The organism is Bradyrhizobium sp. WU425, from assembly GCF_021052305.1.
GTDB lineage: Bacteria > Pseudomonadota > Alphaproteobacteria > Rhizobiales > Xanthobacteraceae > Bradyrhizobium > Bradyrhizobium canariense_D.
Map to the genome: position 1 here is coordinate 3,450,799 of NZ_CP088089.1, position 19,796 is coordinate 3,470,594.

Below are 19,796 nucleotides of genomic sequence, written 5' to 3' on the forward strand. Positions count from 1 at the left end.
CCCAGCGAGGTGACAGCGCTTGGTAAAAGACACTGGATCACCTCCTTTCGTTGGTTGCGGAAGATTTCAATATAGGCGGCAATTCCGCCATTGTTAAGGGGAGGCGGGTCCGGAGGAACCAGCGGCTGTTCGCAAGGCCGGGAAAGCGCTGGAAGCCCCATCTGGGCAGTTGATCCTGGGCAGTTGAGACCGCCGCCCGGCCGTGTTAGGGAGCCCCTGTCGCGGGTGTAGCTCAATGGTAGAGCAGCAGCCTTCCAAGCTGAATACGAGGGTTCGATTCCCTTCACCCGCTCCAATTATTTCAATAACTTAGCGCGTTAAGGCCTTTCCATTCTGACAAGCCGCGCATTCTCATTCTGACAAACGTTCACTTTCCTTTCGCTTGTTTTGCACGCCGCTTGATGCATTTCATTTGCGCATCTTGCTTTGCCTGATCGTCGTCGTGCAGATAGTGCGCCATAGCTGCCGTCGACGACCACTGACCCTTCTTCATTAGCTGCGTTTCCGTGAGCCCGGATGTGCCTTGCTTCGGTCGTGCCGCGGTGGCGGCCGAAAGAGGTAAAAGTTAGCTCGGGCCGTAAACCTGCAGCCAAGATAATCTTCTTCGTGATGCGTTGGACTTGAGTCAGCGTCTCGCCCTTGCCAAACCAGGGTAGACTGCTCCCATCACGTCGCAACATCAGACCTCCTGTCGGACGCAGCTCCTTGATCGCGTCGAGCTCTGCCATTAGCAGCGGGTAAAGTGCCTTCCCCTTGGCGTTGAATAGGGGGTCCCAAGATCCAGTGCTGGTCTTGTAGTTGATGACGTAGACGTGGCTCGGGGGGCGGTAGTGATCAGCCGTGGAACCAATGAAAATGTGGGCCTCGCGTTGAAGCAACTCCCAGCCGATCAGTGCACTGGTGGCAAGCGACGGATAACCCATTTCGATCGCTTTCGTCCGGAAAGCTGCAAGCTCCGCAAAGGTCGCGTGCGACGTTTCGCGCGAACTGGACTGCAGGCCCATCTTTTCGAAGGGATTCCGAGGCGGGAGCAAGCCCGGATGTGCTCGGGAAATGACGTTCCATGCGCTACGTGCGGTCTTCATCGCGTGATGACCGTCGTACGGCGTTCGATCTTTTCGCCTTTCACTTCTTTGAAGAGCAGTCTTTCGAAGAGCTGATCGACGAAAGCGGTGTCAATACTTGCGACCCGGCGCGTCCCCAGTCGTCGGCCATCTTGCAAGATGTACTCACCGATTATTTTGATGCCAGTCTCATGAACCCGGCACTGACCGGGGCTCAAAGGCTGAAGTCGCTTAGCTGTCTTCTGGGGACCACGTTTGACGGTAGAGATGAAACATCCAATCAACCGTGCCGATGACCACGCCAATGCCAATCGGATTTTGCGTCCTCGCCGCCCATGCGCCAGCTATCTGAAGCTCGACCTGAACAGCACATCCTGCAAGAACTCATCCTGCAGGATGCGGTATACGTACTGCCAGCAAGAGCTGTTAGCGGCAGACGTAGCTGCCGTTAACCAGAACGCGGACACACGCGGTGCCCACCGCAGCCGCACCAACTGCCGCGCCGCCTACGACCGCACGCCTGGTGGTGCGCCGTGCAACGCCGGCCACTGACACGGGTGTCAAGGGGCGTCCGACCCGTGCTTCTGCCCGGCCTACCGAGAGCGACAGGCCTTCGTCGGCCGACCAGTCGATTGAGCCGGACACTCCGAGGGCGATCACGGCACCTGCGAGAGATAATCTTGTGAGCATGCCACGCTTCATGATGGTCTCCGTCCTGTGAGAGGGAATTTGGATCGCTCCATGGTTCGCTGCTCGGACCATTGATCAAGGTCAAGGAATCGCAAGAAAACGGTGCAGCTGGTAAGCGCGGGCGACACGCGAAGACGCTTCCAGCAGAATGGGGGCGGGAGCGAGCTTCTCCGACTCTTTACTTCTGCACGCAGAGCGGTCTCAGCGTCTCGTCGCTGCTGCGCGCTTTTGCGTATTCCATCAACGCCATCCGGGCTACCTCGCAACGCTCTGCGCTTGAAAACTCTTGTGTCGATATGACGGCGCCATTCGCGACGCCAAGCCAGCTGATGACGACCAGAACATAGGTCATGGTATCCTCCCCTAGGCGTCGATCTCCTGAGCGCAGATTGGCGCGAGAGGCGGCGGCTCAATGAGCGCCGCCCATCGCGCCATCATCAAGCTCTATTGGCACACATACATGATGCCATCACCGCCCTTCACCAACGAGCCTGGGACGCATCCGGTGCAATTGCGCGCCGCATAGTCGGCCAGCCGCTATAGCCGTAACTCCACGATCCGCCGAAGTAATAGGCTCGCACCGCGTACCAGGACAAACCGTCATTCGTGTAGTAGTGACCGCGACAATAAGGAGTGACGTACAATCGGGCGGCCGCTTGGGCGTTGTCGAGTCGCAGCGAGATCCCGCCTCAGTCGGTCAAGCCAATGAACAGCGTCGTGCCGCATACGAGCGCGGCGACGGCAACGGCAATCTTCCTTGCGCTTATCGACTTCATGGACGTTCTCAAAAAATGAACTTCAACGCCACAACAGGGCGGCGATTTGCGTTAGATCAAGGGAATCAAACAAATCGAATCTGCTTCTCCTTCGAATTCGCCGAATCAGTTCGGATCAAATAATGCGAATCTGGAGGATAGCGCTCCAGCCCGACAAGTGCGGCCCGCCATCGGAAAGCTCGCTGTCACGGTGGCAGCGCCGGCTCTCTCTGCACTGGAGCCAAGTATGCAATTGTGCGAGTGCTTTTCGCCAGAATGCTTCAGGCAGTCGGGGACGAGCTCGGAGACGGCATCGCGGTTCGGGATCTGCTCTTCATCATCTCTGCCGATCGGTTCGTAGGATCCTGTTGCGCAGCGACCAATTTGCTGAACGCAAAGAAGAATCTGGCGACGATACCCTCGTCCGATCCGCGCTCATCACGAAGCGCCTCTGCCGCCATAAGCGACCAGCTTCTTGCCTCAGCCATCCAGACGGTGCGGTTTGCCGCATCCTCGCTTGCGAGCTGCCGACAAAGTGCTGCGCGCGAACTCAGCTCGAATTGACTCATCATCGTCCCTCCCTGCCAGAAGCTCGATGTACGCGGTGAAAACTCTGCGTTGCGTGCCACATCTCTGCAATTGACCTTCCGGTCATTGTACCAAGGGGCATGTCACAGCCACTGACCAAGCCGCGCGATACTACGCGAGGCGGTGTTGCGAAAATTCAGTTTGTTGATCTGGCTCAAGCGACGCCGCATTCGAACGCGGTGAACATTAGCCTGCTGCAGCGTGCGTGCGCTTACCAGTGAAGCGCCACCGATGCATCAGCAAGTGCTTCACCAGGGGCGCGCCGCGGCGGAAGCAACGGCGGCTCGATTTAGGCAGCCATGCCCATGCAGGTCGCATTTCTTCGCCAATCCTTCCGCCGTGGCCCGTTGCTTGCCAGACGAAGGTCTGCGGCGGCAATGGCGCCGACAATGCCCATCTCGCGATATCTGGTCTATGTCGGCGGTGCGTTGCTCGCGATGCTCTTCGTTGTGGACGCCCTGTTGCAGGATCGGCCTGCCATCGACGGTGGAGCTGCGCGCTCCGCCACCATCCGCATCCATTCCGATTGGAAATTGCCCGAGCGGGTCGTGATCGACACCAGCCTGCCGACGATTGTCGCAACCGACATCGCCAAGGTCGAGCCTGGTGCCCTGCCGGGCGCCGACCTCTCACAGAGGCGCGCTCGCGAGGCCTTCGCTCAGCTAGGAGCAGCCGATGCCGAACGACCGCCGGCGCGTCCGTCGACAAAAGCTGATGTGAAGCCGCAGCGTCAAAACAAAAGTGCGAGGAGGCACATCGAAAGAAATATCCGGCTCGTCGCGCGGCCGCCGCAGTACGGCTGGTTTGGCAACCAGGTTTGGTGAGCATCTTCGGAGGGGGGCGCCCGCCATCGACACTATCAACGAGTGCACGTCGAGGCATTGCCCAATCAAACGTCCTTTAAGATCGGGAGTAACTGGCATGAGTGAAAGGTCAAGGTCTGACGGCATCGATCGTCGCGGGGCTCTTTCATTGCTCGGATGGGCCGCTGTATTCGGATTGGCGGCATCCGGCACGGTGCTGTTAGGAACAGAAGTGTCGGCGCAGACGATCGGCATGGAGCGACGCCAGGAGAGGCGGGGAGCCCGCCACGAACGGCGTCAGGAACGGCGCACGGGCCGGACTGAACGCCGCCAGGAAAGGCATACAGGGCGCACGGAGCGCCGTGAAGAGCGGCGCAACTAGGACGTCAACATGCTCTCACCGATCATCGTTGGCCGGCAGATGTCTGCTTGATCGCGATCCGGAAGCTGGCGGATGCCGCAGACCTGGTACGTCACATTCGAGGTGCACAAGCGTGGGACCTTGCCGAAGCGGCGAAGTCCACGGGAGACACGCACATTCGAGAGCGAAGCCGAGGCGCGGGCTTTCGCGCGAGAGAAATTCAATGAGGGATTGATCGTGTTTGCAGGCACGCTCAATCCCTTTTTGCCACGACGGCTGATTCCCTCGAGCGACATTCCGTCCTGGATAGAGCAAGACCGAGGCGAAGAGGTTGGCGGCCACGATGACAAGCGCGACCCGGAGAAATAGGCAGCATGTCTTGGTGCTTCATGCCGATATCGCGTTCGAAATGTCTTGAGTGTTGCCATTATGGCACGTGGAGTTTGTGCCCTCGCCCGTAGAGTTTCAGCTGGAAGTTGGGGGATGATCGCAGTGCAACAAGTCGCCGTTCGAGCAATCAAAAAGCGGCCGGCAAGGAGAGAGCATGATGAAAAGACTTCTGCTGACAACCATTGGCGTGGTGACGCTGGCCATGGGACCCGCCATGGCTGCCGATATGGCCGTGAAGGCGCCGCCCCCGGCACCGATTATTCCGATCTACAATTGGACGGGGCTCTACATCGGCGGCAATGGTGGCTGGGCGCAGAACCACAATTGTGTCGATTTCCTTGACGCGGCCGGCATCGCCGTCGCTTCCGGCTGCCGCGATCGTTCCGGTGGTGTTATCGGTGGCCAGCTTGGTTATCGCTGGCAGGCCAGCCAGTGGGTGTTTGGTTTGGAAGCTCAGGGCGATTGGGCGGACTTGAGCAATCAGCGCGTCAGCCTGTTCGATCCAACGCTCTCAACGCGCGCCAAAACGAGCGCTATCGGCCTCTTCACCGGCCAGATTGGCTACGCCTGGAATGCGTCACTGCTCTACGTGAAGGGCGGCGCTGCGGTGACAGACAATCGCCTCAGCGTACTTGATACTGCGACCGGCGCCGAGCTCGCGGCGCAAAGCGCAACCCGCTGGGGTGGTGTTATCGGTGTCGGATTCGAGTATGGCTTCACGCCGAACTGGTCGGTGGGTCTCGAATACGACCATCTGTTCATGGGGCACCGGAATAATTCGTTTACGGTCGCTGATCCGCGACTTGCTGCTTTCGTGAACGATCGGATCACCCAGGCCGTGGATATGCTCACCGTGCGCTTCAACTACCGGTTTGGCTGGGGCAGCAATCCGGTCGTCGCGAGGTATTGAACTCTCCCGATCGGATGTCTTCAGGGGGCCGGCAGCAACGCCGGCCCTCTTTTTTTGCGCTTTGTCGCGTCCTATCCTCAGCGCCTGACCACGCGATCGACCGGACCGCCGGGATTGGTCGGAGTGCCGGGCCGCACTGCTTCTCGTGCGGCAGCGCGCGCGACGGGACGCACTCCAGGACGACGCCCGGTCTTGCAACGCAATGCGCGGGATAGTCCAACGTATTGGCAGTATGCGACGGCGTTGGCGCTCCCAGAACTCGTGAAGACGAACCCGACCGTCATCAATGCAACTGCTAATGCGATGGATGGCTTCATTTTTGGCCTCCTGTTTTTGGAGCCGTAGTGGAAGCTGCGCGTTGCGGACGTTACCGGCACAACGGTTCGTCTGCCGCGAGGATCGTCCGATGCGGCTCTCGCGCCATACCATGTCGATCGCTCAAAACTGTTCGTGCTGGAGCGGCTGGATTCCGTCGGGCAGGTGGATGCTGACCGGGTCTCTCGGGCGATCGAATACACCCGGGTTTCCTTACACGATGTCTTCGAATGACAGCCTCATTGAAGAGGAGGGATTGCTGTTACGGGCCGCCGATCTGATCGGTCAGCTCGGCAATCCCAACTATCTGAAGAAGTCCAACGCGCTGTTCTACGAATTCGAGGAGATCGGTCTCAACAAGACCCTGGGCTACGCGACGCCGGCGGATATCGTTTACAAATATCCGCCATTCTCTTGGAGTAACGTAGCTCCCCAGATCCAGCCGGCGATACGTCATCTCAACGTGACGTCCCGAGGCCGGCAATGGATACGAGTCTCTACGGCAACGTAGTTCGGGCCGAGCGCGAGCTGACTCTGTCCGGACCACAGCCCTAGACCGGACCACAGCCCTAGAAGAGGCTCGACGCTTGATCTGGATCAAGCGTGCGGCGTGAGAGCAGGGGCTAGTTCGCCTCAGCATGCGCGGCATGACTGAAGGCGCGTCCGTGAAAACACTCCGTCAGATATTCTCCGGAGACGAGATCATCCAGCTTCTGATCCGGCTCGGATTGCTGGGGCTGCTGCTCGTCTGGGCGCTCCTCCTGGTCCGTCCATTCATCCCCATATTGGCCTGGAGTGTCGTGCTTGCTGCTGCGCTGAACCCGGTGTTTCGCCGCCTCAGCGACATTCTCGGTGGGCGGCCGAAGCTTGCGGCGACGATCCTCACGCTCGTCAACCTGGCTGTGGTGATCGGTCCGGCGACCTGGCTGGGCATGGGCGCGGTCGACGGGATCACGGATCTCGCCGCCCAGGTGACGGCTGGTGAATTGCATGTGCCTTCGCCCCCGCAGTCTCTCAAGGAGTGGCCACTCATCGGGCCTCAGCTCTTCGATCTCTGGGATCAGGCGACGACCAACCTCCGGTCGCTCTTGCGCGCGGTCGTGCCCTATTTGAAGCCATTCGCGACCACCTTGCTTGGGTTTGCCGGCAATGCCGGTGTGGGAACGGTCAAGTTTCTGCTGTCGGTGGCGGTGGCCGGCGTGCTGTTTCCGTATGGACCTCAGCTCGTGGCCGCAGGGCGCAGCTTTCTGTCGCGCATCGTGCCGGACCAAAGCGAGCATTTCCTGGACTTGGCCGGAGCCACGATCCGTGCGGTGGCTCAAGGCGTGATCGGCGTTGCTATCATCCAGGCCTTGTTGGCGGGAATAGGTTTCAAGCTCGCCGGCATCGCCAGCGCGGGCCTTCTTGCCTTCGTGGTGCTGTTGCTGTCGATCGTGCAGATCGGCGGGACCATCGTCATCCTGCCGGTCATCATCTGGATATGGACCGACAAGGAATTCCCGATCGCGCTCCTGCTGACGGTGTTTCTCGTGATCGTGTCGGTGCTCGACAATATCCTGAAACCGCTCGTCATGGGGCGCGGCCTGACCACGCCGGCGCTGGTCATCCTGATCGGAGTGATCGGCGGAACTCTCTTCCATGGAATCATCGGCCTCTTCATCGGACCGATCATTCTGTCTGTCGTCTGGGAGTTGACAGTCGCCTGGATCCGCGTTGAACGGGCTGCGCCCGCACAGCTGGCAATCGAGCGTTGACCTCCATGAGCTCGATGGAAGCTCTCGGGTGAAGATACGACGACCGGTCGGAGATGGTGGTGGAAATGCCTGGATGGCCAGCTGACGTTGCTCGGACCGTCAGAGTCGATGCCGGGCGTCGGCATGCCGCAACATTTGCCGTGTGAGTGCCATGGACACCATCCTTGTCATCAATGCCGGCTCCTCTGATCTCCGATTCCAGATCTACTCTGTCGAAGGAGACGGCAGGCTACGGCAATGGCTCAAGGGGCAGATGGACGGCATCGGGCGCTGTCCGCGCTTGCGGGCGAGCAAGGCTGGCGGTGGTCCGCTCGCCAATCGCGCTTATCCAGTCGAAACAGTGCCGGATGTTGCGGCTGCGATGGACATCACCAGCACCTGGTTGCGGGACGAGCTTCATATAAATCCGATTGCAGTCGGGCACCGCGTCATTCACGGTTGTACAGAGCATGACCGGCCGGTCCTCATCGATCACGAAGTCCTGGCGTGCCTGGAGCGGTTGACCGCGTTGGCGCCGTTTGACCTCCCGCATAATCTGGCGCCAATCCGTTCGATCCTGGCAAATTTCCTGGCGCTCCCGCAGGTCGCCTGCTTCGACACCGCATTTCACCGAACGCGTGCCGCGGTCGCCGACGATTGTGCCATTCCCCGTCAGCTCTATGCCGAGGGCGTACGACGCTACGGCTCTCATGGTCTCACTTACGAATATATTGCGAAGGCCTTGCCCAGGATTGCGCCGGAAATCGCGATGAGACGGGTGATAGTCGCGCGTCTCGGGAGCGAGGCATCGATGTGCGCGCTCAGCGGTGGACTAAGCGTAGAGAGCACAATGGCCTTCACCGCGCTCGACGGATTGCCGATGGGGGTGCGAGCGGGGCAAATCGATCCGAAAGTCGCGGTCCGCGGTGATATGCGTCAGCTCAAAGCAAGTAAGGACGCGAGCGCGAAGTTCGCCATCGATCATTTCGTTTATCGAATCGGTCTCAACGCGGGCATGCTCGCAGCTGCGTTGCAGGGCCTTGACGCGTTCGTCTTCACGGCAGAGGTCGGCGACAACTCCGCATTGCTCCGTTCGCGCGTGGCGGAGCAGCTCGCATGGCTCGGTGTCAAGCTCGATGCAAAAGAGAACGCACTGCAATCGCGGCTGATATCGTCTCCAGCGAGCCGCATCCCGGTCTACGTCGTGCCCTCCGACGAGGATATCATGATCGCCAGGCACACGCTGGCACTGCTGATGAACCGTAGCCCGGGAGCGCCAAGCTGAGCGTCATGATCGGGCTCCCTGGTGGCCGGGGTGTGCGCAATGCGCGTGCACGCCCGCGGCACGTTGATCTGCATCAAACGCCCGCATCGTACCGCGGGCCGGATGGCAGTGCTGACCAATCAAACCGCACCAGTCCGGGAGCTCGCGATGGTCGTCCAATTTCTGCTCGGCACTTTCATCAGCGTGATCAACATCATGATTCATGCGCTGGTGACCGTCGCAGCGATCGACATCGCCCGCAGCGCGGGATTGAAGCATACAATGCGGCCCCGATCTCACATGATGGCGGTGATGGTCACGATAGCTGTCATTTTGATGGTTGCACACACGGTCGAGGTTCTTGTCTGGGCGCTGGCTTACGCTCTGGTTGGTGCCGCGCCCGAGGGGAGCGAGTTGCTGTATTTCACCTTCGTGAACTACACCACGCTGGGCTACGGCGATGTCACGCCAGTGCAGGGATGGCGGCTGACGGGGCCGATGACTGCCATGAACGGCATTCTGATGTTCGGCTGGTCGACCGCAGTCCTGTTCGAGGTGTTACGCAAGACCCTTGAACATCTCTCGGCAATCGCGGCGCCCGGCTTCAATTCTGGAGATCATCAAGAGCTGCGAGCTGATGCCGGTCCAGGAGCATGATCTGCCGCTGGGTGTTGCCGATGAAGCCGAGGATGCCGAGGTCGTGAAGGCGGGACAGGGCGCGGGACACGGTCTCCAGGGTCAATCCGAGGTAGTCCGCGATGTCGCGCCGGGACATTGGCAGGGCCAGAATTCCTGCGGCCGTTAGCCGCGTATCCATCTCGAGCAGGAAGGCCGCCACCCGCTCCAGCGAGGTCTTGCGGCCGAGCAGCAGCATGTGATCTTCCGCATGCTGAAGGTTGTTGGTGGTCATGCTGAGCAGGTTCCGGGCAACCATGGCATCGCCTTCTGCGACGAGTTCAAGGCTCTGCCGTTTAACCAGGCGTACGGTCGTGTCGACGATCGCTTCCGTTGTGAATCTATGCTCGCTGCCGTTTTCGAGCCCGAAGATGTCGCCAACCAGGTGGAAGGCGCCGATCTGGCGACGCCCGTCTGACAGGAGCTTGTAGCTTCGCACGGCGCCTGATTTGACCTGATAGACGTATTCGGCCGGCTCTTTCTCGCCGTAGATTTCGATGCCTTTTTTATAGGTAAATTCGTTTAAACTGATGATCGGATTTGAACTGGTATTCAGGCCAAGCTCGCGGAGTGAATGGTGCCGCGAGGAAGCGTCGGCAGCGTTGCGAACCAGCATGGCCAACTCCCGAACTGGTGCTGACGCGATAGCCGCGAGCAGCTTATTTCCATCACCGGGAATACGGAGCCGCCGATAAATCACCCTTCCCGCAAAGGTTGTTTAAGCCAAAAGCAGGCTTTGCAACCATTGTCTGTAGGTGCATTGTACCAAAGTACAGGGACGGCGATGGTGCGCTGGATGAGAAACCTGTCAGAACATCTGTCGGATTGCGCGGCCTAGGCTTACGTCGCGCATTCCGCCTGAAGTCGTGCCACTGCGGGCGGGCTGCTTTCATTGATGTTGACCTCGGGGTGCGAGGCGTCTTGAATTGCTTCTAAGGCTTGCGCGAGCGGTGGGTGTTCTGCTTGCAAGAACAGGTCGGGAGGAAAACATTGCCTGGCTTCGTCTATGTGGTCGATGACGACCCATCGTTTCGCACCGCCATCCAGCGTCGGCTCAAGCTCGCCGGCTATGAGGTTGTGACCTACGCGTCGGCGCAACAATTGCTCGAGGATCCCCCGGGCTCCGAACATCCGGGCTGCATCCTGCTCGACGTGCAGATTCCGGGCCTGAGCGGCCCTGAGTTGCAAGCGTGCCTCGCCCAACGACCTTCGCCGTTGCCGATCGTATTCCTGACAGGGCATGCTGATACCGCAACGACTGTTCGCGCGATCAAGGCCGGCGCGGAAGACTTTCTGACCAAACCAGTATCTTCGGAACAGTTGATCGGCGCGATCGAGCGCGCACTGGTTCGACAAGAGGTGGTGCGCGGCCAACAGGGCAAGCTGGATTCGTTTCGTGCTCGTTTGACGTCTCTGACGCGACGCGAGCGACAGGTCTTCGACCTCATCGTGCGCGGGAAGATCAATAAGCAAATCGCTTACGAGCTTGGAACCACCGAGCGCACCGTAAAGGCGCATCGGCACCAGGTGATGACAAAGATGCAGGTGCCGTCCTTGGCCGAGCTGGTCTCCGTCGCCGAGCGGCTCGGACTTCTGAGCTCGCAGCCGGCGTGAACCGTCGGACTGTTTGCGGTAGGTGACGTCAATCTCGCGATCAGACCTGTACGATAGGACAATACGAAATATTGTTGACAGATTCTGGCAACGACTGCCTAGTTGGCCATTGGATTTGCGCAGGAACATTTGCGGCGCCTCGTCGTTGTGAGGCGGGTGCAGAGTGTTCGATGAGAAAGCTCACCCATTGTTTGCACGCAGGTCAATATACGTTGTGGATGACGATTCATCGATGCGGCGAAGCATGGAGCGGTTGCTGCGGAACCACGGCTTTACCGCGGTTGTTTTCGAGTCCGCCGGTGCATTGCTTAGTCATGGCCACCTCGAAGACGCGTGCTGCCTCGTGCTGGACGTCAATCTGAACGGCGAGTCGGGTATCGCCCTGCGGCGCAAGCTGGCAAGTGACGGCGCTAAGGTGCCTGTCGTCTACATCACGGGCAACGACAGCCAGGCAAATCAGGCGGCCGCGATCGATTCCGGATGTGCGGCCTATTTGAGCAAGCCCTTCGCGGCCAGCGAGCTGATCGCAACGGTTGAACGCGCCTGCGCCAAGAGCGCTTGAGTTGTTCTCACCTGCTCACTCCTCGATGTCCTGCTCCAGGATCTGTGCAGGCGCGCCTTTGTGAGCCGGGCCGAACTGTGCCAGCGGCAATGACGTCGTCAGAGACAGAAGGTTGGAGTCGGTGACCTCAAGGACGAGAGCCGTGCCGGCATCCATGTCGTTGATGAACTTGGGATCGGCTGCGTCGGCGGCAATGCAGGTATTGCTCAGGCACCAGGTGTAAGGCAATGACTGGACGTTGGCCCCGTCGATCGTCAGCTTGACCGGCTTCTGCAGATACATGCCGACGGGAACAAACACTTGTAGGCGCGCAATGGGGTCGCCGTCACGCTCGATGAGGTCCACGCGGATTGCCATCTGACCCGTAGCAAACCGCCCCGTGATCGAGGTTCGGCACAGCATCGGCGTTCCTGCAGGCCGTACGCAAAGCTTCGTCCAGCCGCCATAGGTGATCTCCTCGGCTTCGCGCTGCCCGCGAGGTGCGATTTCGGCGGACTTTACCTCTGGGGTCGGCTTTGGCGCGGCTATATTCTGCGCTGAAGCTGGTCGGGCAACAGCCGCCGCGAACAATATCGACACGCAGACGAGCGCACGCCCGGACAAAAGCACTGAAGTTGCGTCGATCATGTTCTGCCTCCAGGCGCCAGCTCTGCGGCTATTTCTGCGCGTCAAGGAATCGTTCGACGAGCGGTGCCCACATCGGAATCGTATCGGGCGAGCCGATGAGGAAATGTCCTTCGCTGACGGGCCGAACCACATAGGCGAACATAGGTAGCGGCAGTGGCAAGGCCCAGACCTCTTCCTGGATACGAACATTGTGGTCGGCGCGTCCCGGGGCTAGAAAGCAGGCCAGGATGCTCAATGCCGCGGCGAAGTAGGTCACTGTCGAAGCATGCCGCAGGTTCATGCGCGCCTCCTTCAACCGGCGAAAGTGCTGGCCACGATGATCGGTCCAAGCACGGTGAGCACAACATTGCCGACAGCGTAAGGTACGGCGACCCCGAGCACGGGGGTTTGGCTTTCTGCTACTTCGCAGGCGCCGGTCACGGCGGCGTCGACCGTCATGGCGCCGGCCAGCGCTCCGCAAATGATGACCGGGTTCATGCGGAGTACGCGATGGGCAAACAGGGTGGTCACGATCAGCGGCACCAGCGTGACGACCAGGCCCATGCCGACCAGCAACATGCCCTGCGACTGGATTGCGACCCAGGCCGCGTGGCCGTTCCCGAGCCCGATCGCAGCGATGAAGCCACCAAGGCCGAGATCGCTCAGCGTCTGCTGCGCTGCGGGGGGCATTGCACCCATCGTCGGCCGCCGAGAGCGCAGCCAGCCGCAGAAAAGCCCTGCAATCAGGGCGCCGCCGCCACCTCCCAACGTCAGGGGCACAGACCCGATCTTGACGCTCACGAGACCGGCAAGCAGACCTATGGCAATGCCTGCGGCAAGGAATGCGATGTCGGTACGATCTTCGGAGCTCAGGATCTGTCCAACCTGCGAGGCGGCGCGCTCGATGTTGCGGGTGCTGCCGACCAGCGTCATGACGTCACCGACATAGACGCGGGTGTCCGCGCTCAAGGGGACTTCGCGTCCCATCCGCATCAAGGTGCGCAGGAACACGCCGCGCGCGGCGTCGCCGACGCGGTCGGCCACGTCCTTGACGGAGCGGCCGTGGAGCTTGCGATTGTCGACGAGGACGTCGACCACATTGCCTGGAAGAGCCTTCAGGATCTCGTCGGCGTCGATTTCGGTGCCAACAATCGGCTTTGCGGCGACAATGGCCGCCGTGCGACCCGCGATGACGATGTCGTCGGCCGCTTCAAGAACCGTGTCGCGATGCGGCTCGACGTCAGCTCCCCCGCGCACGATCCGCTCGATTACGCTGCGGCTGCCGATCTCGTCTTCGAGCGCGCCGACCGTGCGTCCCGCCGCTGCCGACACCCGGTACGCGCGCGCCTGGAACTTTCGATAATGCAGATTTTCGGTCTGCGGCGGGTTTCCTCCCGACAGCTCCGCTTCCAGCTTCGCAGCCTCCGCCTTCAAATCGATCCGCATCAATTTCGGCGCGACGAAGGGTACGAACAGAAGCGTGAGGATGTAACCAAGGACGTACGTCACCGCGTATCCGGCGGCGATATTCGCGTCCTGCTGCTCCAGCACGTCCTTGGCGAGCCCGAGTTGGGCCAGCGCGCCGGATGCGGTGCCGATCACCGAAGATTGCGTCAGGGCTCCCGCAGCGAGCCCCGAAGCGGTGCCGGGACCGAGTGCGAATGCCTTGGCAAATATGAGAACGATGACGAGCCCGGTGCCGCCAAGCACGAGCGCGAGGGCGACCTGCGCCAAGGTCCGGATGCTCAGAGAAGCAAAGAACTCTGGCCCCGACCGGTACCCGATCGTGAATACGAACAGGCTGAAGAGGATGACTCTCAGTAGCGCTGGAAATGTGAAGGTGCCGAGCTGCCCGATCAGGACCGCCACGATGAGCGTGCATGCGGTGGTGCCGATCGAAAATCCAAAAATACGGACGCGGCCAAGGATGGTGCCGAGCGCGACCGACAGCAGCAGGAAGATTTCCGGCGCGGCAGAGATGATCCACCTGACGGTAATCATGGCGCATTGCCTCCAGTAGTTAGGGGTCAATCTCGTTGCCGAAAGCTGGCGACAGTTGATCCAGATCAATCCTGGTCGGCGGCAAGCTTGCTCCTTGTGGAGCCTCAAGAGTCAAAGCCGATCTTCGGACATGAGCACGATGGATACTGCCGCTGCTTCGTCGATACGCCGCGACGAAACGGTGCCGATTGCGCTGCTGCTTGCCTTCGCCGGAGGCTATATCGACGCCTATACGTGGATCATCCACGGCGTGATGGCCAATGCCCAGACCGCAAACCTTGTGCTGTTGTGGGTTTATGGCTCGATCGGAAATTGGACGAAGGCGCTGCACTTTGTTCCGCCGATCCTTGCATTCGCCGCCGGTATCCTGGTCGCTGCATGGCTGCGACGGGCAACCGGAGCGCGCGCCAGCGCGATCGGTACGCTGATCGAAATCTTGCTGCTGGTTACTATCGCCATCCTGCACAATCGCCTGCCGGATCTTGCGGGAACGCTTGGCATTTCCTTCGTCGCCGCCGTGCAGAGCGCCGTCTTCACGAAGGTCGAGGGCGTGCTCTACAGCTCCGTCATGATCACGGGCAACATGCGGCAGGCGATTGAAGGCCTGTTCGCTGCGGCCTCCGGGGATGGGACGCTCCGTCCCCCCGGCATTTTCGCCACCTTATGTGTAACCTTCGGTCTCGGAGCGGCTGTGGGCGCCTTCGCGACAAAGCAAATCCCGAATCTCGCGCTCGGTCTCCCCGTGATCGCGCTTCTGGTCGTGCTTTTGCTCTGCGAAGTCTCTAGCGACGAGGGCAGGCTCTGATGTCTTCCGGGCGGAAATGGCGCTGGATCTTCTTGTTTCCGCCTGCAACCTGGTTGGCGCACTATCACCGCGCTTGGCTCCGTTCGGACGTGATCGCCGGAATCACCCTCGCGGCGTACGCCCTCCCTGTGTCACTTGCCTATGCGACGCTGGCGGGCCTGCCGCCTCAGATCGGCATCTACGGCTACATGCTTGGTGGCATCGGCTATGCGCTGCTCGGGTCGTCGCGCCAGCTTGCGGTGGGTCCGACCTCTGCGATCTCTCTGATGATTGCGGCCACCGTCGGGGCGCTGGCCGGCGGAGACGCGGCGAAATACGCCCAGATCGCGAGCCTGGCCGCCTGCGCGGTGGCGTTGCTGTGCCTGATCGCATGGTTGTTCAAGCTCAGCGTTCTCGTCCGCCTGGTGAGCGACAGTATCCTGGTCGGCTTCAAGGCCGGCGCGGGACTTACCATCATGATGAGCCAGTTGCCGAGCCTGTTCGGCGTTGCCGGAGGCGGTCACAATTTTTTCGATCGCGCCATCAAGCTCGCGGGTCAGCTCGGCGGCATCAATTGGCTGGTTCTGGCGATTGGATCCATTGCGCTCTTCTTGCTGCTGGTGGGAGAACGGCGGCTGCCGGGAAGGCCGGTCGGACTCACGATCGTGGCGCTGTCGATTGTCGTAGCGACGTTGCTTGGGCTTCCGTCGCTTGGCGTACCAGTCACCGGGAAAATTCCAGAGGGATTGCCAGCTATCGGGTTGCCGAGTTTTGGATTGTTGGAGCCCGACGAGCTCTTCCCGCTGGCTGCGGGATGCGTGCTGCTGGCCTACATAGAAGGCGTCTCCGCCGCGCGCAGCTTTGCTGCCAAGCATGGCTATGCCCTCGATGTCCGCCAGGAGTTTTTGGGGCTGGGCGCGGCCAACCTCATCACCGCCTTCGGCCACGGCTATCCCGTGGCCGGCGGGCTGTCGCAATCTGCGGTCAACGATAATGCCGGAGCGCGCACGCCGCTGGCGCTGGTCATCTGTTCGACGACACTGGCGCTGTGCCTGCTGTTCTTCACGGGAGCCCTGACGAATCTACCCAAGACGGTGCTGGCGGCGATTGTCTTTGCTGCCGTGTACAGGCTGGTGGACATCCGCGCGCTGTTGCGGATGTGGCAGGTCAGCCGCATAGACTTTTACGCTGCGGCAATTGCGCTGGTATCCGTGCTGCTCCTGGGGATATTGCAAGGCGTTCTGCTGGCGGCGATTGCCTCGATTGTCCTGCTCCTGGCGCGAGCCTCACGTCCGAATGTCGCCTTCCTCGGCCGGCTCCCGGGCACCGGCCGCTACTCCGATGGTGCGAGGCACGAAGGCGTCGAGCCATTGGTCGGTATCATCGCCTTTCGACCGGAAGCCTCGCTGCTTTACATCAATGCCGAAACAATCCTGGAGACAGTGTCGGATGCCTTGCTGAAGTCGTCCGATATCAGGCTGGTTGTCTGCGATCTCTCCGCTTCGCCCTACATTGATTTGGCTGGGGCGCGCATGTTGCGCGACCTTCACGACAAGCTCGCCTCGGTCCATATCGCCTTCTGCATCGTCGGTGCACATGCACAATTGCGCGATCTGCTGCGGGCCGAGGGATTGGCGGAAAAGACCGACAGTGCGACCTGGCTTCGCTCGGTCGACAGCGTGCTCGGTGAAAGCAAGCAATCGTCTGATCCCAGATCGGAGGATCCGGCCGGCGTGTTGGCCACCCGGCTCTGATCCGATCTCTCTCGCCTGCAATCGGAATCGGGCAACCACCTCGGACGATATTGCATCGCGAGGTGCTTCGCGTCTCTTCAAGATGCGCGTCCGTTGACTTGGATCAATAAACTGAGGTGAGCGGGCATCACGATCCGGCTGCGACCTCGCAAAGATCCGGAGAGAGACATGTCCAAGGACGCCAAGCCTGCAGAGAAGCGCATCGATCAGTTCATTTCCGGGCCCGGCGGACGGGCAGACGACTGGCGCGATCTGGTCGAAGCAGCCAAGGTATGGGCGCGCGGCGGCGACCGTGCGATGTTTGACGCGGCCCTGGCCGATCTCTCCGTGATAGAGGAGTTTCACGGCTATCCGGGGCTGCAGTTGATGGCGGCTTTGCGGGAAGCCGCCTCGGCCGGGGATGCGGCGGGTTCACTTGCTCTCGCGACGCGCATCACGCAGGCATTGATGACGAGATCCTTCCGCCAGCTTGCCGGCGACTGGGATGCCAAGGACGACGGCGACGGTGATGCGCCCGAGCTTGTGCCGTCAACTTTCGGATCGCATGCAGCTCGGCGACCCTATTTCGAAACGCTGGTCGTCACCGGCGTCTCCTCCGAAAAGTGGCCAGCTCTCGCTGCCGAATGGCGCAAGTTGCGCCGTCCGGTCGATTCGTTCGTCTATGAGCCGGTGATCGTCGGAAGTCTGGAAGACGCCTTCTGCGCGACGATGCTCAACCCCAATATCGCCGCCGTCGTCATCAACGAGGGGTTCGGTCTGCGCTCGCGTCACGACGCGCCGGTATTGCGCACCATGACCGCCGCCGCGGGGATCAATCACGAGTCGGACGCGTCCGCGCTCCGGCTAGCCCACGTCATCAAGCGGGTACGTCCCGAGCTCGACATCTATCTGATGTCGAATCGCGACGTCGAGGAAATGGCGGGGAACCCCGAGGCCAATGTGGTTCGGCGGATATTCTACTCCATCGAGGAGCTCCTCGAGCTCCATCTCTCCATCCTCGAAGGGATCCAGGATCGATTCGATACGCCATTCTTCGACAACCTGAAGAAATACGCACAACGCCCGATCGGAACGTTCCATGCGCTGCCGATCGCTCGCGGGAAATCTGTCTTCAGGTCGGACTGGATCCGCGATATGGGCGAGTTCTATGGCTTGAATCTGTTCCTGGCGGAGAGCAGCGCGACCACCGGCGGTCTCGACAGCCTGCTGGAGCCGACCGGTACCATCAAGAAAGCGCAGGACAAGGCGGCACGCGCGCTCGGCGCCGATCGCGTGTTCTTCGTGACCAACGGCACCTCGACCTCCAACAAGATGGCGGTGCAGGCGCTGCTCGGGCCAGGCGACATCGCGATCGTGGATCGCAACTGCCACAAGTCGCACCACTACGGCATGGTTCTGGCCGGCGCCCAGCCGATCTATGTCGAAGCGTTCCCGATGACCGAGTATTCGATGTACGGCGCGGTGCCGCTGAAGACCATCAAGCAGGCCCTACTGAATGCGAGGGCCGACGGCCGACTGGACCGCGTCAAGATGCTCGACCTGACCAACTGCACCTTCGACGGCCACATCTACAACACCCGGCGGGTGATGGAGGAATGCCTCGCGATCAAGCCCGATCTGATCTTCCTGTGGGACGAAGCCTGGTTCGGCTTTGCACGTTTCTCCCCGTTCCTGCGGCGGCGGACCGCGATGGGCGCCGCCAACGAGATCGAGGCCTGGATGCATGACCCGAAATCGGCCGCGGCTTACGAGAAGCAGCAGGCCGACCTCGGCAAGACCCCCGCGGATGAGGTGCTTCTGAAGACTCGCCTGATCCCGGACCCGCGCCAGATACGCTTGCGCGTCTACCAGACCAACTCGACCCACAAGTCGATGTCGGCGATCCGGCAGGGTTCGATGCTGTCGGTCAAGGACGTCGAATTCCACACCGTCGAGCAGCAGTTCAAGGAGGCGGTATTCACGCACGCGTCGACCAGCCCGAACCAGCAACTCATCGCGAGCCTCGATGTCTCGCGGCGTCAGATGGAGCTCGAGGGCTACGGTCTGGTGGCGAACGCGATCGAAATCGCGTTCGCGATCCGTCGGGCGGTCAACAACAATCCGCTGATCTCCAAATACTTCCGGATTCTCGGTGCGGACGCGATGGTGCCGGCGCAATACCGCCAGAGCGGGTTTACCGACTATCTGGCCACCGGCACAAACTGGGCGAGTGTCCTGAAGAGCCTCGACGACGACGAGTTCTGCCTCGATCCGACCCGCATGACGTTGGTGTGCGGCACCGCCGGATACGACGGTACGCAGTTCAAGGGAATCCTGGCAAACGAGTACAACATCCAGATCAACAAGACCTCGCGCAACTCGGTGCTGTTCCAGTCCAACATCAACAACACCCGCAGCGATGTTGCGCATCTGGTGAGGGTGCTGGCCGAGATTGCGGGCGAGGTCGACCGCGGGCTGGTTCAGGGCGGCGCCAATGCGACGAAGACCTTCGAGGCGCGGGTCAAGAGTCTGATGACCGATGTGCCCGACCTGCCGAACTTCTCGCAGTTTCACGACAGTTTCCGTGGCGATGCCGGCACCAGGACCAATGAGGGCGATATCCGCAGCGGCTTCTACTCGGCCTATGACGCAGCGGGATGCGAATATATCCGGCTCGGCGATTCCGAGATCGACCGTCGCCTCAAGGCCGGTCCCGACCTCGTCTCTGCCAGTTTCGTGATCCCGTATCCGCCGGGCTTCCCGATCATGGTGCCGGGGCAGGTCATCACCCAGGAAACCATCGACTTCATGCGCAAGCTCGATGTGAAGGAAATCCACGGCTACGACGCCAAGGAGGGGCTGAAGCTCGTACGTGCCGAAGCCCTGGCGAAGATCGGCCGGCCCAAGCCCGGCGCCGCGCCGAAGCTGAAGGCGGCATCGTAATAAAG

19 protein-coding genes, 1 tRNA gene and 1 pseudogene are annotated in these 19,796 nt (G+C 60.9%); 14 read left to right on the forward strand and 7 right to left on the reverse strand.

The window, feature by feature from the left end:
• Positions 1–221 precede the first annotated feature (221 nt).
• Positions 222–295, forward strand: a tRNA-Gly gene (locus BcanWU425_RS16630).
• Between the two features lie 22 nt (positions 296–317).
• On the opposite strand, the gene BcanWU425_RS16635 is transcribed toward BcanWU425_RS16630, so the two are convergent.
• Positions 318–1,004: a hypothetical protein gene (locus BcanWU425_RS16635; protein ID WP_231190713.1), complete on the reverse strand. Its 687-nt coding sequence runs from the start codon at positions 1,002–1,004 to the stop codon at positions 318–320.
• Positions 1,005–1,063: 59 nt separating this feature from the next.
• Here BcanWU425_RS16635 and BcanWU425_RS16640 point away from each other — a divergent pair, with 59 nt between their 5' ends.
• Entirely contained in the window at positions 1,064–1,360 is a 297-nt protein-coding gene (locus tag BcanWU425_RS16640) for a hypothetical protein (protein WP_231190715.1), read from the forward strand.
• Between the two features lie 130 nt (positions 1,361–1,490).
• On the opposite strand, the gene BcanWU425_RS16645 is transcribed toward BcanWU425_RS16640, so the two are convergent.
• Both BcanWU425_RS16645 and BcanWU425_RS16650 read right to left on the reverse strand, forming a co-directional pair.
• Positions 1,491–1,766 carry a hypothetical protein gene (locus tag BcanWU425_RS16645; RefSeq protein ID WP_204511568.1) on the reverse strand — a complete coding sequence of 92 codons (276 nt, stop codon included), beginning with the start codon at positions 1,764–1,766 and terminating at the stop codon, positions 1,491–1,493.
• A gap of 166 nt (positions 1,767–1,932) precedes the next feature.
• The gene (locus BcanWU425_RS16650) at positions 1,933–2,106 is read right to left on the reverse strand and encodes a hypothetical protein (protein WP_162847287.1); all 174 of its coding nucleotides are present in this window, start codon (positions 2,104–2,106) and stop codon (positions 1,933–1,935) included.
• Positions 2,107–3,402: 1,296 nt separating this feature from the next.
• On the opposite strand from BcanWU425_RS16650, the gene BcanWU425_RS16655 reads away from it, so the two are divergent.
• From BcanWU425_RS16655 to BcanWU425_RS16685, 7 genes and pseudogenes are all read left to right on the forward strand, one after another.
• Positions 3,403–3,921, forward strand: coding sequence for a hypothetical protein (locus tag BcanWU425_RS16655; RefSeq protein WP_231190716.1), 519 nt, complete (start codon positions 3,403–3,405; stop codon positions 3,919–3,921).
• 433 nt (positions 3,922–4,354) lie between these two features.
• Positions 4,355–4,630: a hypothetical protein gene (locus BcanWU425_RS16660; RefSeq protein ID WP_204511567.1), complete on the forward strand. Its 276-nt coding sequence runs from the start codon at positions 4,355–4,357 to the stop codon at positions 4,628–4,630.
• A gap of 175 nt (positions 4,631–4,805) precedes the next feature.
• On the forward strand, positions 4,806–5,561 hold the full coding sequence (locus tag BcanWU425_RS16665; RefSeq protein ID WP_204511566.1) for an outer membrane protein: 756 nt from the start codon (positions 4,806–4,808) through the stop codon (positions 5,559–5,561).
• 357 nt (positions 5,562–5,918) lie between these two features.
• Positions 5,919–6,431, forward strand: a pseudogene (locus BcanWU425_RS16670) (metal-dependent phosphohydrolase); the annotation flags it as partial.
• A gap of 83 nt (positions 6,432–6,514) precedes the next feature.
• Positions 6,515–7,630, forward strand: coding sequence for an AI-2E family transporter (locus BcanWU425_RS16675; protein ID WP_204511565.1), 1,116 nt, complete (start codon positions 6,515–6,517; stop codon positions 7,628–7,630).
• Between the two features lie 151 nt (positions 7,631–7,781).
• Positions 7,782–8,894 carry an acetate/propionate family kinase gene (locus tag BcanWU425_RS16680; protein ID WP_204511564.1) on the forward strand — a complete coding sequence of 371 codons (1,113 nt, stop codon included), beginning with the start codon at positions 7,782–7,784 and terminating at the stop codon, positions 8,892–8,894.
• Between the two features lie 147 nt (positions 8,895–9,041).
• The gene (locus BcanWU425_RS16685; RefSeq protein WP_051113036.1) at positions 9,042–9,530 is read left to right on the forward strand and encodes a potassium channel family protein; all 489 of its coding nucleotides are present in this window, start codon (positions 9,042–9,044) and stop codon (positions 9,528–9,530) included.
• On the opposite strand, the gene BcanWU425_RS16690 is transcribed toward BcanWU425_RS16685, so the two are convergent.
• Entirely contained in the window at positions 9,478–10,164 is a 687-nt protein-coding gene (locus BcanWU425_RS16690) for a helix-turn-helix domain-containing protein (RefSeq protein WP_204511563.1), read from the reverse strand. The genes BcanWU425_RS16685 and BcanWU425_RS16690 overlap by 53 nt on opposite strands.
• Positions 10,165–10,538: 374 nt before the next feature.
• On the opposite strand from BcanWU425_RS16690, the gene BcanWU425_RS16695 reads away from it, so the two are divergent.
• Positions 10,539–11,162 carry a response regulator transcription factor gene (locus BcanWU425_RS16695; protein WP_204513954.1) on the forward strand — a complete coding sequence of 208 codons (624 nt, stop codon included), beginning with the start codon at positions 10,539–10,541 and terminating at the stop codon, positions 11,160–11,162.
• A gap of 244 nt (positions 11,163–11,406) precedes the next feature.
• On the forward strand, positions 11,407–11,724 hold the full coding sequence (locus BcanWU425_RS16700) for a response regulator transcription factor (protein ID WP_018458137.1): 318 nt from the start codon (positions 11,407–11,409) through the stop codon (positions 11,722–11,724).
• Between the two features lie 15 nt (positions 11,725–11,739).
• Here the strand turns inward: BcanWU425_RS16700 and BcanWU425_RS16705 are convergent, their stop codons facing one another.
• The 3 genes from BcanWU425_RS16705 to BcanWU425_RS16715 are packed head-to-tail and all read right to left on the reverse strand — an operon-like array spanning position 11,740 to position 14,331.
• The gene (locus tag BcanWU425_RS16705) at positions 11,740–12,351 is read right to left on the reverse strand and encodes an invasion associated locus B family protein (RefSeq protein ID WP_026233509.1); all 612 of its coding nucleotides are present in this window, start codon (positions 12,349–12,351) and stop codon (positions 11,740–11,742) included.
• Positions 12,352–12,379: 28 nt separating this feature from the next.
• The gene (locus tag BcanWU425_RS16710) at positions 12,380–12,631 is read right to left on the reverse strand and encodes a hypothetical protein (protein ID WP_157643051.1); all 252 of its coding nucleotides are present in this window, start codon (positions 12,629–12,631) and stop codon (positions 12,380–12,382) included.
• An 11-nt stretch (positions 12,632–12,642) separates the two neighbouring features.
• Positions 12,643–14,331 carry an aspartate-alanine antiporter-like transporter gene (locus BcanWU425_RS16715; protein ID WP_204511562.1) on the reverse strand — a complete coding sequence of 563 codons (1,689 nt, stop codon included), beginning with the start codon at positions 14,329–14,331 and terminating at the stop codon, positions 12,643–12,645.
• A 130-nt stretch (positions 14,332–14,461) separates the two neighbouring features.
• Between BcanWU425_RS16715 and BcanWU425_RS16720 the strand changes: the two genes are divergently transcribed.
• The 3 genes from BcanWU425_RS16720 (at position 14,462) to BcanWU425_RS16730 (ending at position 19,791) form a co-directional block, all read left to right on the forward strand.
• The gene (locus tag BcanWU425_RS16720) at positions 14,462–15,136 is read left to right on the forward strand and encodes a YoaK family protein (RefSeq protein WP_018458141.1); all 675 of its coding nucleotides are present in this window, start codon (positions 14,462–14,464) and stop codon (positions 15,134–15,136) included.
• Positions 15,136–16,869: a SulP family inorganic anion transporter gene (locus BcanWU425_RS16725; protein WP_204511561.1), complete on the forward strand. Its 1,734-nt coding sequence runs from the start codon at positions 15,136–15,138 to the stop codon at positions 16,867–16,869. Before BcanWU425_RS16720 ends, BcanWU425_RS16725 begins: the two co-directional genes overlap by 1 nt.
• 168 nt (positions 16,870–17,037) lie before the next feature.
• Positions 17,038–19,791, forward strand: a complete 2,754-nt coding sequence (locus BcanWU425_RS16730; protein ID WP_204511560.1) for a decarboxylase — start codon at positions 17,038–17,040, stop codon at positions 19,789–19,791.
• Positions 19,792–19,796 lie beyond the last annotated feature (5 nt).

Excerpts from the sequence above, each read along its gene's own strand:
- BcanWU425_RS16635 (WP_231190713.1), bottom strand. The coding sequence starts at position 1,004 with ATGGGCCTGCAGTCCAGTTCGCGCGAAACGTCGCACGCGACCTTTGCG.
- BcanWU425_RS16640 (WP_231190715.1), top strand. The coding sequence starts at position 1,064 with ATGCGCTACGTGCGGTCTTCATCGCGTGATGACCGTCGTACGGCGTTC.
- BcanWU425_RS16645 (WP_204511568.1), bottom strand. The coding sequence starts at position 1,766 with ATGAAGCGTGGCATGCTCACAAGATTATCTCTCGCAGGTGCCGTGATC.
- BcanWU425_RS16650 (WP_162847287.1), bottom strand. The coding sequence starts at position 2,106 with ATGACCTATGTTCTGGTCGTCATCAGCTGGCTTGGCGTCGCGAATGGC.
- BcanWU425_RS16655 (WP_231190716.1), top strand. The coding sequence starts at position 3,403 with ATGCAGGTCGCATTTCTTCGCCAATCCTTCCGCCGTGGCCCGTTGCTT.
- BcanWU425_RS16660 (WP_204511567.1), top strand. The coding sequence starts at position 4,355 with ATGCCGCAGACCTGGTACGTCACATTCGAGGTGCACAAGCGTGGGACC.
- BcanWU425_RS16665 (WP_204511566.1), top strand. The coding sequence starts at position 4,806 with ATGATGAAAAGACTTCTGCTGACAACCATTGGCGTGGTGACGCTGGCC.
- BcanWU425_RS16675 (WP_204511565.1), top strand. The coding sequence starts at position 6,515 with ATGCGCGGCATGACTGAAGGCGCGTCCGTGAAAACACTCCGTCAGATA.
- BcanWU425_RS16680 (WP_204511564.1), top strand. The coding sequence starts at position 7,782 with ATGGACACCATCCTTGTCATCAATGCCGGCTCCTCTGATCTCCGATTC.
- BcanWU425_RS16685 (WP_051113036.1), top strand. The coding sequence starts at position 9,042 with ATGGTCGTCCAATTTCTGCTCGGCACTTTCATCAGCGTGATCAACATC.
- BcanWU425_RS16690 (WP_204511563.1), bottom strand. The coding sequence starts at position 10,164 with ATGCTGGTTCGCAACGCTGCCGACGCTTCCTCGCGGCACCATTCACTC.
- BcanWU425_RS16700 (WP_018458137.1), top strand. The coding sequence starts at position 11,407 with ATGGAGCGGTTGCTGCGGAACCACGGCTTTACCGCGGTTGTTTTCGAG.
- BcanWU425_RS16705 (WP_026233509.1), bottom strand. The coding sequence starts at position 12,351 with ATGATCGACGCAACTTCAGTGCTTTTGTCCGGGCGTGCGCTCGTCTGC.
- BcanWU425_RS16710 (WP_157643051.1), bottom strand. The coding sequence starts at position 12,631 with ATGAACCTGCGGCATGCTTCGACAGTGACCTACTTCGCCGCGGCATTG.
- BcanWU425_RS16715 (WP_204511562.1), bottom strand. The coding sequence starts at position 14,331 with ATGATTACCGTCAGGTGGATCATCTCTGCCGCGCCGGAAATCTTCCTG.
- BcanWU425_RS16720 (WP_018458141.1), top strand. The coding sequence starts at position 14,462 with ATGAGCACGATGGATACTGCCGCTGCTTCGTCGATACGCCGCGACGAA.
- BcanWU425_RS16725 (WP_204511561.1), top strand. The coding sequence starts at position 15,136 with ATGTCTTCCGGGCGGAAATGGCGCTGGATCTTCTTGTTTCCGCCTGCA.
- BcanWU425_RS16730 (WP_204511560.1), top strand. The coding sequence starts at position 17,038 with ATGTCCAAGGACGCCAAGCCTGCAGAGAAGCGCATCGATCAGTTCATT.